The following is a 16011-nucleotide window of genomic DNA, read 5'->3' on the forward strand; positions in this document are numbered from 1 at the left end:
CCCATGCCTGGCCTGCGCATCGCGGTCGCGAACCAGAAAGGCGGCACCGGCAAGACGACGCTGGCGCTCAATCTGGCGGCGGGCCTGCAGCGGCGCGGCAGCACGCTGGTGCTCGATGCCGACCCGCAGGCGTCGATCAGCCAGTGGGCGGCCCTGGGCGACGACAACGGGCACCTGCCCGCCGTCCAGGCCGTGGCGCAGGACGACGTGCCCGCCCGCATTGCGCAGGGCACGCGCGGACACCGCTACGTCGTGGTCGACTGCCCGCCGACGCTGCAGACCGCAACCGTGGGCGACGTGCTGAACAGCGTGGACGTGCTGCTGGTGCCGATCCAGCCCTCGCCCGTGGATCTCTGGGCGAGCGTGGACATCACCGCGGCGGTGCGCGACTCGCGCCGGCACAATCCGCGGCTCAAGGCCTTCGTCGTCCTGAACCAGCTGGACAGCCGCAACGCGCTCTCGCGTTCCATGCACGAAGCGCTGGCCGAGCTGGAATTTCCCACCCTGCGCGCCGGCCTCGCGCGGCGCGCCGCCTACCGCAGCGCCGCCGTGGAAGGCACCAGCGTGTACGGGCTCGGCCACCGCGGCAAGGCGGCCGCCCGCGAAGTTGAAGCCCTGATCGAGGAGTTACTGCAATCATGAACAAGACATCCAGCAAGCTCGCCGCCGGCGTGCGCAAGGTGAAGGCGCAGCAGGAAAGCGTCGTCACGAGAACCGCGCCGCCCAAGGCCGCGGCACCCGCTCCCAAGCCCGCGCCGGCACCGACGCATCCGGACCGCGTGTGGCCTGACTGAGCGGCTGCCGCCGCCCGCCGCCCCGGTCGGCCCGCCCGCCATCCCCGGCGCGGCGGGCGGGCGATGATTCGCTTCCGCCGCGCGCCCATTTTCCTGCCGGCACCGGCTTGGCCGGATCGCTCAAATGATGTAGCTTGTAGATGAAGACTTTCCGGTCATTTTTCATCGAACTGCCTGCAGGGGATTCGGGTGGACAGACTCCGCTTTTGCGCATGGCTCCTGGCAGGCCTCACGTTGGCCGTCTCGCCGTTGCCCGTGCGGGCGGAAGCGTCCCCACCCGCGACGACCGGGATGGACGTCGCGTCCGCCGTGAAAGCGGCCGGCCACCAGCGCATGCTCTCGCAGCGCATGGTGAAGTCCTACCTCATGCTGGGGCAGGGCATCGCGCCCGATGACGCGCGGGCCATCCTGCAGGGATCGATCACCCAGTTCGAATCCCAGCTCGCGACCCTGAAAACCTTCCAGCCGACGCAGAAGGTGCGAAATGCGCTCTTTCTTATGGAAGGCGCGTGGGCGAGATGCAAGCCGCTGCTGACCGCCGCTCCCAGCCAGGCCGGCGCCGCCGAACTCTACGACGCCAACGAGGCGCTGCAGCAGGCCGCGCACAGCACCGTGCTGGCCTACGTGGACGTCAACAGCGAGGCCATCGATCACCTGGTCGGCGTGGCGGGGCGCCAGCGCATGCTCTCGGAGCGCATGGCCAAGTTCTATCTCTATCGCACCTGGGGCCTCTACGATGCGCCGGCCGACATGGAGCTGCATCTCGCCCGCGCGCATTTCACCGCAGTCCTGATCCAGCTCGAGCGCTCGCCGCTCGCCTCGGCGCAGACCCGGGCCGCGGTGGCACTGGTCCGGCGCGAATGGGAGCCGTATCAGCAGGCCCTGTTCGGGAGCCGGGATCTTGTGAAGATGCGCAGGGAAGCCCCCAGAGTGGCTGCGTTGAGCGAACGCGTGCTGTGGGCCACGGGGGAACTCGTCGCGCAGCTCGCCGCCCGCCCCCAGGGGGCATCGCGTTAGCGTCACCCGCCTCCCACGCAAGGACCGATCCACAATGACCTCGCTCACCCTCGTCATCGGCAACAAGAACTATTCGTCCTGGTCGATGCGGCCCTGGCTGGTGCTGCGCCAGGCGGACATCGACTTCAAGGAGGTACGGATTCCCCTCTACTGGCCCGAGTCGGCGGCCCAGCTCACGGCGTGGTCGCCTTCAGGCAAGGTCCCGGCGCTGCACGACGGCGAGATCAAGGTGTGGGACTCGCTGGCAATCTGCGAATACCTCGCCGAACGCTTTCCCGAGAAGCAGTTGTGGCCGGCCGATGCCACCGCACGCGCGGTGGCGCGCTCGATCAGCGCGGAAATGCACGCCGGCTTCGCGGCGCTGCGCGAGCACCTGTCGATGAACGTCCGCGCCCGCTATCCGGGGGCGGGACGCACGGCCGAGAGCCTCGCCGACATCGCGCGCATCGTCACGATCTGGACCGATTGCCGCGCCCGCTTCGGCGCGGGCGGCGACTTCCTGTTCGGTCGCTTCGGCATCGCCGACGCGATGTATGCCCCGGTCGTGCTGCGCTTCCGGACCTACGGCGTGGAACTCGCGGGCGCCGCGCGCGCCTATGCCGACGCCGTGCTGGCGCTGCCCGCGGTGCAGGAATGGGTCGCGGATGCGGTCGCGGAAACCGAGCGCATCGAGCGGTTCGAGCGCGACGCTTCGCTCTGATGGCGCGCCGCGACCACTACCGCGTCTACGTCGTGGAGTTGTCGCAGGCCGTGCTCGCCGAGCGCCGCTTCCGCAAGGCCAATCCCGGCTACGTCGCGGGCAAGCCCTGCCTCTATGTCGGCATGACCGGGATCGATCCCGATGTGCGATTCGACAAGCACAAGGCCGGCATCCAGTCGAACCGCTTCGTGCAGGACTACGGCCTGCGCCTGCTGCCCGAGCATTCCGCGCTGTATGGCGCGATGGGCTACGACGACGCGTGCGCCCTCGAGGTCGAGCTTGCGATCGATTTTCGCGAGGCGGGCTGCGGGGTCTGGCAGGCCTGAGGTGCGGCGGCCCGCTCCCGGCTTCAGTACGCCCGCGCCTTGGCGAGGCGCGCCTTCAGCTCGGGCATGACGGCGGCGGCGGCTTTCTCGCCTTCGAGGATCGCGAGATGCCGCCCCTCGAAATCGGTGCTGCTGACGGCGGCCGTCTGCGGCCGGATCACGATGTCCGCGTCGGCCAGCTCGTGGCGGCTGATGGCGTGCCCCATGATGGCGAAGGTCTGCAGCAGCACGTCGAGCGTGCCGCTCAGCTTCTCGCGGCGCGCCACGTTGGAAATGTCCACGGCGATCACGAAATCCGCGCCCATCGCCCGCGCCGACGCGGCCGGCACCGGCGAGGTGAGGCCGCCGTCGACGTAATCACGGCCATTGACCTCGACCGGCTGGAAGACGCCCGGCACCGCGCTCGAGGCGCGCACGGCCATGCCGGTGTTGCCGCGGCGGAACAGCACCTTCTCGCCGCTCTGCAGGTCGGTGGCGACCACGCCCAGGGGCCGCGGCATCCTCTCGATGGGCAGGTTTCTCACCTGCCGGTTGACGAAGTCCTGCAGTGCCTCGCCCTTCAGCACGCCGCGATTGGGCAGGGTCCAGTCCTCGAGCATGCCGGTTTCCATCTGCAGCGCCAGGCTCTGCAGCTGGAAGCCGCTCATGCCCGACGCGTAGAGCGCCGCGACCACCGAGCCGGCGCTGGTGCCGACGACGATGTCGGGTACGATGCCCTGGGCTTCGAGCGCCTTGATGACGCCGATGTGGGCGAACCCCCGGGCCGCGCCTCCGCCCAGCACCAGCGCGAGCTTGATCGGCTTGGGCGGCGCCGGGCGGGGCGCCTGCGGCGGGGCCGGCGGCACCGCCGTGCAGGCGGCGAGCAGCATGGCGACGAGGAAAAGGGTCAGGCGGCGCATGGGCATCGGTCTCGGAGTGAATACGGGCTTGCGTGCAGGTACTGGAAGCGGCAGGCTGGGCATTTGCCCGGCGCGCGCCGGCATTCTGCCAGCGAATCGGGCCGCGCGGCCACTGCCCGGCACCGGCGCCTGCACACGGCGTGAACGAACGGCGCCCGCCGGCGTCGAACCGCCGGAACCGCCCGCAGCCCGACTGCCGCGAGGCGGCCTCCGGCAGGGAAGAAGCGGCCCTGCCGCACCCCGCATCCTGATCAACCCGGACCCGTCAAACCCCGATTCATGCGACCCGAACCAAATACCCAGAAGCCCCCTGCTCCCTCCGTCCGCGCCATCGATCCCGCCTCAGCGCCCGGACGGTCCGGCGGCGCGGGCTCCGTCTTCGGCGGCTTCCGGCGCGTGCTCCGCCAGGGGCTCCTGATCTTCGCGCTGATCATCACGGTCCTCTTCATGCTGCTCGCCTACCAGCACCAGCGCTCGCAGTCTGCCGTGCGCTCGGTGGAGCACACGCGGCAGGTGATCGCCTACATCAATGCCCTGCGCACCTACCTCCTCAACCTGGACAACGCCGTCCGCCAGTTCTCCGAATCCCAGAATCCCGCCGTGCTCGATCCGGATCTGATCTGCCGCGAGGCGTCGTGCCCCAGCGCCAGCCAGCTGATCAGCCTGGTCGGACCGGACCGCGTCCAGGCCGACCGCCTCGCGCCGCTGCCGGCCCTGCAGTCGGCGCTCGAGACCGGATTCGGCGCGTTGCAGCAGGCCGCGGCCGGGGGCGACGCGACGCCTCCCGGGCGCGAGCTGGGCGGCTTCGACAAATCCGCCATCGAGCAGATCCACCGGATCCTGATCGACACCGAACGCGAGGAACTGAACCAGCTGGAAATGCGCGAGGCGGCGCGGACTCGCGGCGAGAACCTGTCATCCGCGCTGGTCGCCGGCGCCGGCCTGTGGATGGGGCTGGCGCTGTTCGGACTGTACCGCGAAACCGTCCGCCTGATCGGCGCGGGCATCGAGGCCGAGCAGACGATCCGCCAGCTCAGCCTGCGCGACCCGCTGACCGGGCTGGCGAACCGCCGCTTCCTCGAGGAAAATGAGCGGCGCCTGCTGGCGAACGCGAAACGCTCGGGCAAGCAGCTGGCCGTGCTCGCCGTCGACCTCGACGACTTCAAGGCGGTCAACGACGTCCACGGGCATGCCGCGGGCGACGCGGTGCTGCTGGCCGCGGCACGGCGGATGCAGCAGCTGCTGCGCGAATCGGACGTGATCGCGCGCTTCGGCGGCGACGAGTTCGTCATCGTGCTGGGCCAGGTCGAGGGCGCCGCCGCCGCACGCGACGTCGCCGGCCGCATGGTGGACAGCCTGTGCCAGCCGATCCCGCTCGACGGCGGCGCGACCGCCCGCATCGGGGCATCGGTCGGGATCGCGATGTGCTGCGCCACCGGCCGCGAGACGCTGAGCGACCTCCTGGCCCAGGCCGACGCCGCCCTCTACGACGCCAAGCGCGAAGGCAAGCACACCTTCCGCGAAGCCGCCGCCGGGTAGCGCCTCCCGCACGGGCACTCTATGCTGGACAGGATAGGCGCACTGCGCCGACTGACCAGGGAGGGCCGCGATGAACCATTCCGCTCGCACACAGCGCCCCGAGCAGGCCGCCGCCGGGCGATGGACGGGCGGCGCCGCCGACGAGACCGACCTCGGACACGCGAGGGCCGCCGTCGGCACGCTGCTGGAGAACCTGGGGCTGGCCGCCCAGCTTTATGCCGTCGAGCCACGCGAAGGACAGTGGGTCGTCATCGTGGAATGCGCCACCGGCACCGGCTGGCAGCGCGTGGACCTGCATGCAGGACCCGAACTGCTGGCCGCAATCCGCGGCGATCGCGACGCCCGCGCCGCGCTGCTCGCCCAATGGCGGGCGCATCTGGCCGACTGCATCTACGACTGAAGCGCACCCGATGGGGCAAGCCAGGCTTGCCGTGACGACCTCATGAGCGCCGGACGGCGCCCATCTTCCCGGCCGCCAGCCTTCTCAGCCGGGGTCGTCGTCGTCCGTCGCGATGCGGAAGGCTGGCGCTTGCTGCTGCTGCGTGCCTACCGCGACTGGGATTTTCCCAAGGGCGCGCTGGAGCGCGGCGAATCCCCGCTCGACGCCGCGATCCGGGAAGCCGAGGAGGAGGCCGCGCTGCGCGATCTCGCGTTCCGCTGGGGCGACGCCTATTGCGAAACCGCACCCTACGGGCGCGGCAAGGTGGCGCGCTATTACCTGGCCGAAACATCAGAAACCGGCATCACCCTGCCCGTCTCGCCCACCCTGGGACGTCCGGAGCATCACGAGGGACGCTGGGTCGGGCTGGACGAGGCGGCGCGGCTCCTGCCGCCGCGCCTGCAGCCGATCCTCGCGTGGGCGCGCGCCCGCCTCGGGGCCTGAGGCCCTGCAGCTCAGGAGAGGCCGTCCCCTCGCGCCGCGCTCGCATCGCGCAGGAACTCGGCAAACGCCTCGGCCGGCAGCGGCGGGCTGACGAAATAGCCCTGCATTTCGTCGCAGCCGTAGGCACGCAGGCGCGCGACCTGCGCCTCGGTTTCCACGCCCTCGGCGATCACGGTGTGGCGCAGGCTCTGCGCCATGGCGATGATGGCCATGACGATGGCGGCGTCATCGGGATCGTCCACCATGCCGTCCACGAAGGACTTGTCGATCTTGAGCTTGTCGAGCGGAAAGCGCTTCAGGTAGCTGAGCGACGAGTAGCCGGTGCCGAAATCATCGATCGCCAGCGTGACGCCCATGTCCCTGAGGGCATTCAGCGTCGAAATGGCGCGCGCCGCGTCCTGCATGACGACGCTTTCGGTCACCTCGATCTCCAGCAACTGCGGCGCAAGGCCGGAGGACCGCAGCGCCGCGGCGACCCGGTCGGCCACGTGGTCGCCGCCGATCTGCCGCCCCGACACGTTCACCGCGACCCGGAGCGCCGGCAGCCCCGCCGCATGCCACGCCGCGGCGTCGGCGCACGCGGTGTCGAGCACCCACTCGCCGATGGCGCCGATCATGCCATTGTCCTCGGCCATCGGAATGAACACGGCAGGCGGGATCATCCCGCGCGAGCCGTGCTGCCAGCGGACCAGCGCCTCCGCGCCGACGAGGCGTCCGCTCGCCAGCTCGACCTGGGGCTGGTAGTGCACCCGCAGTTCGCCGCGCTGCAGCGCCTGGCGGAGATCGCTTTCGAGCTCGAGGCGCTCGATTCCGGCCGAGGCCATTTCATCGGAATAGTACTGGTAGCCGTTGCGGCCCTTTTCCTTGGCACGGTACATGGCCGCGTCGGCATTCTTCAGCAGCGTGCTGGCATCCCGTCCGTCCTGCGGGTACAGGCTGATGCCGATGCTGAGGCTGGTGACGATCTCGTGGCCGGCGAGCGTGAAGGGGGTCCCGATCGCGGCAAGCATCCGCGCCGAGAGCAAGGCCGCGGACTCGGGCTGGGACACGTCCTTCTGGATTACCACGAACTCGTCCCCGCCCATGCGGGCGACCGTATCCTCCTCGCGCACGCATCCAAGCAGCCGCCGCGCCACTTCCTGCAGCAGCAGGTCGCCCGCTTCGTGCCCCAGCGTATCGTTGATGACCTTGAAGCGGTCGAGATCGACGAAAAGCAGCGCCACGCCGCCGCCGTTGCGGCGCGCCATGGCAAGCGCCTGCTCGAGACGGTCGCGGAACAGCAGCCGGTTCGGCAGGCCGGTCAGCGCGTCGTGGTGAGCCGTGTATTCGAGCTTGCCCTGGGCTTCCTTGATGGAGCTGATGTCCGAGAAGACGCCGATGTAATTGATGACGGCACCCGCATCGTCGCGTACGACGCTGATGTTGAGCCACTCCGGATAGTCCACGCCGTCCTTGCGCCGGTTCCAGATCTCCCCCTGCCAGCGCCCCCGGGACTGGATCGCGTCCCACATCTGCCGATAATAGGCGTCATCGTGGCGGCCCGACTGCAGGAGCTTCGGCTCCCGCCGGATGACCTCGTCCTCGGCATAACCGGTGATTCGCGTGAACGCCTGGTTCACCGCGATGATGCGCTGCTCCGCATCGGTGATCATGACGCCCTCGCTGGTGTTCTCGAACACCTTGGCTGCCTGGTGCAGACGCAGTTCGGCCTCCCTTTGCTCGGTGACGTCCTGCACCGTCCCCACCATGCGAAGCGGACTGCCATCCGGGCCCCGACTGACTTCGCCGCGCTCCTGCACCACGCGCTCGGAGCCGTCGGGCCGAATGATGCGATGCTCCATCACGTATGGCCGGCCGTGCTCCAGGGTCTCGTTGACCGCCTGCCGAATGCGGGTGCGATCGTCCGGATGAACGATCTCGAGGAAGGCCTCGTAGGTCGCGCCGAAATCCTCGCGCGACAGCCCGAAGATCCGGTAGATCCCGTCTGACCAGCGCAGGATGCCCTTCGCGATGTCCCAATCCCAGCTGCCCAGGGCGGCGATGCGCTGCGCTTCGGCGAGGTTGTCCTGGCTCTGGCGCAGCGCCGTCTCGACCTCCTTGCGCGCGGTGATGTCGCGGTCCATGCCGCGATAGCCGAGCAGGTCGCCACGGGCGCCGAAGATCGGCACGGCGTTTGTCTCAAGCACGACCACGCGGCCATCCTTGTGGCGATTGACGTTTTCGATGCCGAAGCCCGCCTGCCGCGAGGCGGCAATCGCGTTGAACATCATGCGCACGCGCTCGGCTTCCGCGGGCGCCATGAGGTCGAATGGCGTCCTGCCGATGACCTCCTCGGGCATATAGCCGAGCAGGTCGCGGATCTTCGGGCTGACGTACGTATACACGCCATCGGCGTCGACTTCCCAGATCAGGTCGCTCGAGCTTTCGACGAGCGCACGGAAGCGTGCCTCGCTCCGCTGGAGCTCGGCCTGCGCATGAGCGAAGCGTTTCTGCGCCCTTTGGGTGAGCACGTAGAAGATGGCGAAGAGCGCGCCCCCAAGCAGGATCGCCAGCGTCGCGGACGCCAGAATCTCGCCGCCGGCGTCCGCCTCCTCGTGCCCCCAATAGCCGCTGAAGAAGCCCACGCCGAGAACGAGCAGCACCAGTGCCAGCGGCGTCAGGAAGGCGGGCTTGCGGTCGGATTGCTGGCTAGGGGACTCGGTCATGGGGTTCGTCTGGCAAGGGCGCCTCAAGCGGTGGAACGGGCGCGAGCGGGCCCGGGATACACCACCCAGCTCAGGCACGCCCATGACGGCAAGCCAGTACTGCGAGAGCGCAGTTCCCTATCGGCAATGCGCGGTGAAAACTTGATATCGGTCCATGGGTTCCCGCGACGCGGCTGCGTTTCGCGATACGGCGCTCACCCTACTTCGTCAGCGCCATGAAGAGCTGCGGCAGCCGCTCGGGCAGCCGCCCGACGTGGTCGATCACGCTGTACTGACGTCCGAAGATGTCGGCGACATATTCGTCGGCCCTCGGGTCGAGGCTGATGCAGTACGGGAAGATGCCCTCGCGGTCGAGTTCCTTGACGGCCTGGCGGGCATCCTCCAGCAACAGGCGTTCGTCGTGGACGTCGACGTCGGACGGACGGCCGTCGGTGAGGATCAGCATCAGTTTCTTCTCGGCCGGGCGCGCGGACAGGTAGTGGGCGGCGTGACGCATCGCCGCGCCGATGCGGGTGGAGTAGCCGGCCTGCATGGCGGCGAGCCGCGCCTTGACGTCGTCGCTCCAGCGCTCGCCATAGCCCTTGACGTGCAGGTAGCGCACGTCGTGGCGCGTGTTGGAGTGAAAGCCGGCGATGGCGAAGGGGTCGCCCAGTTGCTCGATCGACCAGGCCAGCAGCGACACCGCCTCCTGGCTGAGCTCGAGGATGGTCTGGTCGGAGCCTGCCGCCTTCTCGTTCAGCGACTCGGACAGGTCGAGCAGCAGCATCACCGCAATGTCGCGGCCGGAGGTCTTGTGGCTCATGTTGATGCGCGGATCGGGCGTGGCGCCGCCCCTGAAGTCGATCAGCGAGCGGATCGCGACGTCGAGGTCGAGCTCGCTGCCCTCCTCCTGGTAGCGCACGCGCACCTTGTCCTGCGGCTTCAGCAGGTCGAGCATCTTCTTCAGCCGCTTGGCGAGCGCGCCGTGCTTGGCCAGCAGGCGGTCGATGTCGGCGGCGTTGCCGGCCGGATGCAGCGCCTCGTAGACGCTCGCCCAGTCGGGGCGGTAGGTCTGGCTCGCGTAGTCCCACTCGGGGTAGTGGCGCGGCGGCAGGCCCCGGATCTCCTCGCCCGGCTCGATCTTTCTTTTCTGATCGAACGCCTCCTCCTCGTCGCCCGCCTCGATGAATTTCCACAGCTGGCGGTTGTCGTCGCGGTAGTCGACGACGGTGGCGTCGAAGTGGACCTTCGCGAACTGGTCGCTCGGGCGACGCGTCCGGGCGACGTAGGACAGCGCGAGGCTCGCCACCTCGCCGGTGCTCGCCTCGCCGCCCTTCATCAGGGCGTGAAAGCGGGCGACGAAGTCGTTGAGATCGGCGTCGGCGTAGCCGTGGTCCGGATCGAGCAGCGCGCGCGACAGCATCGCCAGGCGGTGCCGCAGGCACGAGGTCGTCCCGGGATCGCACGCGTCCTCGACGGGCCTCGGGTGCAGCGCGAGGAAAATCCGCCTGAGCCCCGGGTATTCACGCATCAGGAGCGTCTCGACGCGACAGTCCTCGAAGAACTCGACCGCCATGCGCTGGAACGGACTCCAGTTGTCCGCGATCTGCGCCTCGGACCAGCGGCGGTGGCCGACCATGTGGGCGAGCGCGGCGCGGTAGCGGTCGAGGCCGCTGATGACGACCGCCCCCTCTCCCGCTCGGGGGAGGAGGTGGCCCGAAGGGCCGGGAGAGGGAGCGCCCACGCTAGCACCCTCTCCCCCGGCCCCTCTCCCGCTCGCGGGAGAGGGGGGTACGGCTGCGGGGAGGATGAGGTCGTCGTAGACATCGGGCAGGCGGATGCCGAGCCGGTCGTAGTAGGGGACCGGCTTCCTCAGCTCGTCGAACGCGGTCGAATAGGGCACCAGGTGGTCGTGGTCCCGCCACAGCCCGCGCAGGTAAAGGTCGAGCTTGCGCTCGACGTCGACGAGCAGGGTGCCGTGCCGCTCGCGCTGCAGCACCGCACGGGCGTCGGCCGACTGCAGGCTGAAGTAGTCCTGCTGCCGCTCGGGGTGGGTAGCGTAGTTGCGAATGCCGTACTCGACCCAATTCTTCAGCCCCGCGAGCGTGAGCTGGGCGAGGAGATTGGGCGCCTGCGCGAAGAATTCGGGCAGCCCCGGGCTTGGGAACGTGGTGTGGTGGCCGTGGATCGAGCCGGTGGTGCGCTCCATGAAATCGAGCGCGACGTCGAGGTAGCGCTGCAGCTGCTCGGCGGCCTGCAGCCGCTTCGCGACCGGCGCCAGCGTCTGCAGGAAGGGCGCGATCGCGCGGCCGTTGGGCGACTTCTGCATGCGCATGACGAAGGCCATCACCGCCGGCAGCGCGGCCTCGCCCACCGCGCGCGCGGCCGACGGCCATTCCTCCAGGAAGGCGAGCATGGGCTCGACGCCGCGTCCGAGCTTGCCGATCACGCGGCCGGCTTCGAGGTAGGCGTCGACGCCGTCGAGCGTGAGCACCGACAAGGCTTCCGTCATGACGTCCTCGAACACCTCCTCCACCTCCGCGAAGCGGGTGTCGAGCTGCCGCCAGTAGGCGGCCATCAGGGGGTGCTGGTAGGCGGTCTCGGTCATCTGCATTCTCCTCCCCTCTCCCGCCTGCGGGAGCGGGGCCGGGGGAGAGGGCGCGTGGTCAGGCGAAGGTCGCGTCGATCGCGTGGTCGAGCGTCTCGCGGATGTCGGCGTCGTCGGTGATCGGGCGCACCAGCGCCATGCCGCAGGCATCGCCCGGCTCGACGCCGTCCTTGATCAGGGTCGCCGCGTACACCAGCAGGCGCGTCGAGATGCCCTCGTCGAGGCCGTGCCCCTTGAGGGCGCGGGCGACGCCGCCGATCTTGACGAGCTTGCCGGCGGTCGCCTCGTCGAGCCCGGTCTCCTTCGCCAGGATGGCCGTCTCGAGCGCGGCGCCCGGGTAATCGAAGTCGAACGCGGCGAAGCGCTGCTTGGTCGACTGCTTGAGATCCTTCATCAGCGACTGGTAGCCTGGGTTGTACGAGATCACCAGCTGGAAGTCGGGGTGCGCCGCGATCAGCTCGCCCTTCTTGTCGAGCGGCAGGGTGCGACGGTGGTCGGTCAGCGGGTGGATGACCACGGTGGTGTCCTGGCGGGCCTCGACGACTTCGTCCAGGTAGCAGATCGCGCCGATGCGCGCGGCGGTGGTCAGCGGACCGTCGAGCCAGCGGGTGCCGTCGGCTTCCAGCAGGTAGCGCCCGACGAGGTCGCTGGCGGTCATGTCTTCGTTGCACGCCACGGTGATCAGCGGCTTGCCGAGCTTCCACGCCATGTATTCGACGAAGCGGGACTTGCCGCAGCCGGTCGGCCCCTTGACCATCACCGGCAACCGGTTGCGGTAGGCGGCCTCGTACAGCGCGACTTCATTCTTCTGCGGCTGGTAGAAGGGCTCGTGCTGGACCCTGTACTGTGCGGTATCGATCATTGCGTTTCCTCCTGCGGAAGAAAAAACGCCCCCGGAAAGCTGGGGGCGTGTAGCGCGGGGGGCTCTCGGCGGCTAGGAGATCACGTCGAGCCCGACCTGCATGGGGCGGTGCATCCCCTCGTGATTATTTGTGCACGCCCAGCTTCTCGCGCCAGCCGGGGAACAGCTTGTCGGCGTCCTTCGGGAAGGACTCGAAGGCGCGGGCGAATTCCTTGTGCTCCTTGGCGAACTCGATCGGGTCGGCACCGGACTTCCAGCACTCGTACGACTGGCGCAGCGAGATCGCGCCAGCGGCCGGGCTGTCGATGTGGCCGTAGGAGCCACCGCCGGCGGTGTTGATGACGTTGCCGTGACCCAGGTTCTCGAAGAAGCCGGGCAGGCGCAGCGCGTTCATGCCGCCGGAGATGATCGGGGTGGTGGGCTTCATGCCGTACCACTTCTGGAAGTAGACCGGGCCCTGGCACTCGTCGCGCTCGATCATGTAGGCGATGATCTTGTCGTCGCCTTCGCCTTCCATCTTGCCGTAGCCCATGGTGCCGACGTGGATGCCGGACGCGCCCTGCAGGCGGCTCATCTTGGCCAGCACGAAGGCGGTGTAGCCGCGCTTGGAGCTGGGGCTGGTGACGGCGCCGTGGCCGGCACGGTGGTAGTGCAGGTACTGGCCGGGATACTGACGACGGGCGGTGGTGACCATGCCGGGGCCGCCGACGTAGCCGTCGACCAGGAAGGCCAGCTTGTCGGCGTCCGGGCCGAACACTTCCAGCGCGTAGTCGGCGCGGGCGCACATCTCGTAGTGGTCGTCGGCGGTGATGTTCATCGAGAACAGCTTCGCCTGGCCGGTTTCGTCCTGGGCGCGCTTCATGGCGTCGTAGACCAGCGGCAGCACCTTCTTCAGCGGGCAGAACACCTGGTTGCCCTGGGGCTCGTCGTTCTTGATGAAGTCGCCGCCCAGCCAGAACTGGTAGGCCGCGTTGGCAAAAGGCTCGGGGCGCAGGCCCAGCTTCGGCTTGATGATGGTGCCGGCAATGTAGCCGCCGTTCTCGACCGGGCGGCCGAGGATGCGCCACAGGTTGGAGATGTCGGTGGCGGGGCCGTCGAACATCTGGATCGCGCGCTCGGGCACGTAGAAGTCGATCATCTTGGCGTATTCGATGTCGCCCATGCCCTGGTTGTTGCCGATGGCGAGCGTCAGGAACGAGACCATCATGAAGCGGCCGTCGGTGACGTTGCGGTCGAACAGTTCGAGCGGGTAGGCGATCCGCATGTCTTCGGTCGCTTCGTCGATGTAGTAGACCAGCGCGTCGACGCCCTTGGTGAAGTCATCGGTGGTCGAGACTTCGACGTTGGTGCCGGTCGAGGACTCGGCGGCAAAGTGGGCGGCGCCTTCCAGGTAGCCGGTGCCGGCCTTCGGCTTCATCTTGTAGGCGACGAGAATGTGCTTGCCGCCCTTCATCAGGTCCTCTTCCTTGAGGCTGAGGTCGGCATAACGTGCGGATTGATCCATGGCGTGCTCCTGCGATTGATGAACGTGGTACCGGGAGCCGTGCCCCCGAAACGACAGGGCGGACTATACGAGCGGGCTTATATAATTAAAATTCAATACTTCTGATACGACCTATATAGATAGGCTTATAGAACGACCATGCGCCGCCTGACCCTCCGCCAGTTCCGCATATTCGAGGCCGTCGCCCGCAACCTGTCGTTCTCACGGGCGGCGGCGGAACTGCACCTTTCCCAGCCCGCCGTGTCGATGCAGGTGCGCGGCATCGAGACCATCCTCGGCATGCCGCTCACCGAACAGGTGGGGAGAAGGATCCACCTCACCGATGCGGGGCGCGAGGTGCTGCACGCCAGCCAGGCGATCACCGCGCGGCTTGACGATCTTCAGCACAATCTCGCGCAGCTCAAGAGCGTCGACAGCGGGAGCCTGCGGCTCGCCGTGACCTCGACCGTCAATGCGGTCGCGACCGGGATTCTGGTGCGCTTCCGCGGCCGCTATCCGGGCGTCGCCGTGCATCTCGGCGTCTCCAACCGCGCCGAGGTGCTCGAACTGCTGGCGAGCAACCGCATCGATCTGGCGATCATGGGCCAGGTGCCGGAGGGCCTGGAGCTCTCGGCAACGCGCTTCATGGACAACCCGCTGGTGGTGATCGCGCCGCCCGATCATCCCCTCGCACGCAAACGCCGCGTGACGCTCGAGCAGGTGGCGGCCGAGCCCTTCCTGGTGCGCGAGGCGGGTTCGGGCACGCGCGGCGCGATGGAACGCTTCTTCGCGGCACGTGGCCTGGAGATCCGCAGCAGCATGGAGATGAGCAGCAACGAGGCGATCCGCCAGGCGGTGCAGGCCGGCCTCGGCCTCGGCATCCTCTCGCTGCAGACGCTGGAACTGGAGCTGGCGCTGAAGCGCCTCGCCGTGCTGAAGGTCGAGGGCTTTCCCATCATGCGCCACTGGTACGTCGTGCATCGCGCCGACAAGCGGCTGTCGCCGGTGGCGCAGGCATTCAAGGAATTCGTGCTGGCGCTTCCGCGCGTGCCGCGCAGCACCCGCGCGCGCTAGAATCGTACCCTCCGGATTCGGATCGAGGCACGCGGTCCGCGCCTCGCCCGTACCCGGCCGTGTACATGTTCATGCGAGGGCCCGATGGAACAGACGATCCACCCCATTAAGCGCTGCGGCTGCGGCACGCCGAGCGAGAAGTGCGATCAGCTGGCGCGCACCATCAAGGCCGGCAAGCTCGATCCGGATGCCACGCTCGTGTTCGACGTGCGGCGCGAAGCCGACTACGCCGCATCGAGCGAGTCGATTCCCGGCGCGCTGTGGAAGAACCCCGACAAGATCGACGCCTGGATCGATGCCGTGCCGCGCACCCTCGACGTGGTCGTCTACTGCACCCGTGGCGACGCCATCTCCAACACCGTGGTCGACCGCCTGCAGGCGGCCGGCGTCAAGGCGCGCTACCTCGAAGGCGGGCTCGAAGCCTGGAAGGCGGCGGGCAGGAAGCTTGCCCGCAAGTAAGCGGCATCTGCGGCCGCTGACGCACGCCCCCGTCGGCGCATCCCGGCCGAGGACGTGGTGCCGGCCAGCCCCTCTGGCGACCGCCCGTCGCCCCTGGATGCGCGCGCCAAACCGGCGATTTCCAGGTGTCGCGCAAGCTTCCTGTTAATTTCAGACAAAAAACTTCGTTTATCTATGTTGTCCGGGACGGCCGCGCCACGGGCGACGGGATGGGCCCCTCGCCGCAAAGGCCCATGAAAGCGGGCAAAAACGAAGTTGTTGACTAATTTACTTGGTTATTCTATCGTTGCGTTCATCCCCGCTTATTTTTCATCACAAGGACTGCAGCAATGGAACGCAACATCAACGGCAAGATTGTCGAAACCGACCCCGAGGGCTACCTCGTCAACCTGGAAGACTGGTCCGAGGAACTGGCCGTCGAACTCGCCAAGGAAGACAACCTCGAACTGGGCGAGAACCACTGGAAAATCATTCACTACATGCGCGACCAGTTCGCGCAGAACGGCACCGCGCCGAACCTGCGCTTCCTGCAGAAGGGCCTGAAGGAAGAGTTCGGCGACGAGTGGGGCGACAAGAAGTTCCTGTTCGACCTGTTCCCGTTCGGCCCCGCCAAGCAGGCCGGCCGCTACGCCGGGACGCCCAAGCCGACCGGCTGCGTCTGACGGCCGCGCGCCCCGCACGAA

At 68.3% G+C, this 16011-nt stretch carries 16 protein-coding genes; 11 read left to right on the top strand and 5 right to left on the bottom strand.

Features of this window, described 5'->3' with window-relative positions; genetic code table 11:
* Nucleotides 1-3 precede the first annotated feature (3 nt).
* The 5 genes from parA to VA613_RS14045 all read left to right on the top strand — a co-directional run bounded on the left by parA (nt 4) and on the right by VA613_RS14045 (nt 2837).
* The gene (parA, locus tag VA613_RS14025; RefSeq protein WP_324779639.1) at nt 4-642 is read left to right on the top strand and encodes a ParA family partition ATPase; all 639 of its coding nucleotides are present in this window, start codon (nt 4-6) and stop codon (nt 640-642) included.
* On the top strand, nt 639-794 hold the full coding sequence (locus VA613_RS14030; RefSeq protein WP_324779640.1) for a hypothetical protein: 156 nt from the start codon (nt 639-641) through the stop codon (nt 792-794). The genes parA and VA613_RS14030 overlap by 4 nt, the downstream gene beginning before the upstream one ends.
* Before the next feature lie 291 nt (nt 795-1085).
* Entirely contained in the window at nt 1086-1811 is a 726-nt protein-coding gene (locus VA613_RS14035; protein ID WP_324779641.1) for a type IV pili methyl-accepting chemotaxis transducer N-terminal domain-containing protein, read from the top strand.
* A gap of 34 nt (nt 1812-1845) precedes the next feature.
* Nucleotides 1846-2511, top strand: coding sequence for a glutathione S-transferase family protein (locus tag VA613_RS14040; protein ID WP_324779642.1), 666 nt, complete (start codon nt 1846-1848; stop codon nt 2509-2511).
* Nucleotides 2511-2837 carry a hypothetical protein gene (locus tag VA613_RS14045; protein ID WP_324779643.1) on the top strand — a complete coding sequence of 109 codons (327 nt, stop codon included), beginning with the start codon at nt 2511-2513 and terminating at the stop codon, nt 2835-2837. The genes VA613_RS14040 and VA613_RS14045 overlap by 1 nt, the downstream gene beginning before the upstream one ends.
* Nucleotides 2838-2860: 23 nt before the next feature.
* Here VA613_RS14045 and VA613_RS14050 read toward each other — a convergent pair whose 3' ends face one another.
* Nucleotides 2861-3736: a patatin-like phospholipase family protein gene (locus tag VA613_RS14050; protein ID WP_324779644.1), complete on the bottom strand. Its 876-nt coding sequence runs from the start codon at nt 3734-3736 to the stop codon at nt 2861-2863.
* 396 nt (nt 3737-4132) lie between these two features.
* On the opposite strand from VA613_RS14050, the gene VA613_RS14055 reads away from it, so the two are divergent.
* The 3 genes from VA613_RS14055 (at nt 4133) to VA613_RS14065 (ending at nt 6158) form a co-directional block, all read left to right on the top strand.
* Nucleotides 4133-5275: a diguanylate cyclase gene (locus VA613_RS14055; protein WP_324779645.1), complete on the top strand. Its 1143-nt coding sequence runs from the start codon at nt 4133-4135 to the stop codon at nt 5273-5275.
* A gap of 70 nt (nt 5276-5345) precedes the next feature.
* On the top strand, nt 5346-5675 hold the full coding sequence (locus tag VA613_RS14060) for a hypothetical protein (RefSeq protein WP_324779646.1): 330 nt from the start codon (nt 5346-5348) through the stop codon (nt 5673-5675).
* A gap of 42 nt (nt 5676-5717) precedes the next feature.
* The gene (locus tag VA613_RS14065; RefSeq protein WP_324779647.1) at nt 5718-6158 is read left to right on the top strand and encodes an NUDIX domain-containing protein; all 441 of its coding nucleotides are present in this window, start codon (nt 5718-5720) and stop codon (nt 6156-6158) included.
* Between the two features lie 11 nt (nt 6159-6169).
* On the opposite strand, the gene VA613_RS14070 is transcribed toward VA613_RS14065, so the two are convergent.
* The 4 genes from VA613_RS14070 to VA613_RS14085 form a co-directional block, all read right to left on the bottom strand.
* Nucleotides 6170-8863, bottom strand: a complete 2694-nt coding sequence (locus VA613_RS14070; RefSeq protein ID WP_324779648.1) for a sensor domain-containing protein — start codon at nt 8861-8863, stop codon at nt 6170-6172.
* 199 nt (nt 8864-9062) lie between these two features.
* Nucleotides 9063-11450, bottom strand: a complete 2388-nt coding sequence (locus VA613_RS14075; protein ID WP_324779649.1) for a nitric oxide reductase activation protein NorD — start codon at nt 11448-11450, stop codon at nt 9063-9065.
* A 58-nt stretch (nt 11451-11508) separates the two neighbouring features.
* Nucleotides 11509-12312, bottom strand: a complete 804-nt coding sequence (locus VA613_RS14080) for a CbbQ/NirQ/NorQ/GpvN family protein (RefSeq protein WP_324779650.1) — start codon at nt 12310-12312, stop codon at nt 11509-11511.
* Between the two features lie 124 nt (nt 12313-12436).
* Nucleotides 12437-13816, bottom strand: a complete 1380-nt coding sequence (locus tag VA613_RS14085; RefSeq protein ID WP_324779651.1) for a ribulose-bisphosphate carboxylase — start codon at nt 13814-13816, stop codon at nt 12437-12439.
* A 138-nt stretch (nt 13817-13954) separates the two neighbouring features.
* Here VA613_RS14085 and VA613_RS14090 point away from each other — a divergent pair, with 138 nt between their 5' ends.
* The 3 genes from VA613_RS14090 (at nt 13955) to VA613_RS14100 (ending at nt 15990) form a co-directional block, all read left to right on the top strand.
* Nucleotides 13955-14869, top strand: coding sequence for a LysR family transcriptional regulator (locus VA613_RS14090; protein ID WP_324779652.1), 915 nt, complete (start codon nt 13955-13957; stop codon nt 14867-14869).
* An 84-nt stretch (nt 14870-14953) separates the two neighbouring features.
* Nucleotides 14954-15328: a rhodanese-like domain-containing protein gene (locus tag VA613_RS14095; protein ID WP_324779653.1), complete on the top strand. Its 375-nt coding sequence runs from the start codon at nt 14954-14956 to the stop codon at nt 15326-15328.
* A gap of 329 nt (nt 15329-15657) precedes the next feature.
* Nucleotides 15658-15990, top strand: a complete 333-nt coding sequence (locus VA613_RS14100) for a TusE/DsrC/DsvC family sulfur relay protein (protein ID WP_324779654.1) — start codon at nt 15658-15660, stop codon at nt 15988-15990.
* Nucleotides 15991-16011 lie beyond the last annotated feature (21 nt).

The organism is Thiobacillus sp. SCUT-2 (assembly GCF_035621355.1).
GTDB classification, from domain to species: Bacteria; Pseudomonadota; Gammaproteobacteria; order Burkholderiales; family Thiobacillaceae; genus Thiobacillus; species Thiobacillus sedimenti.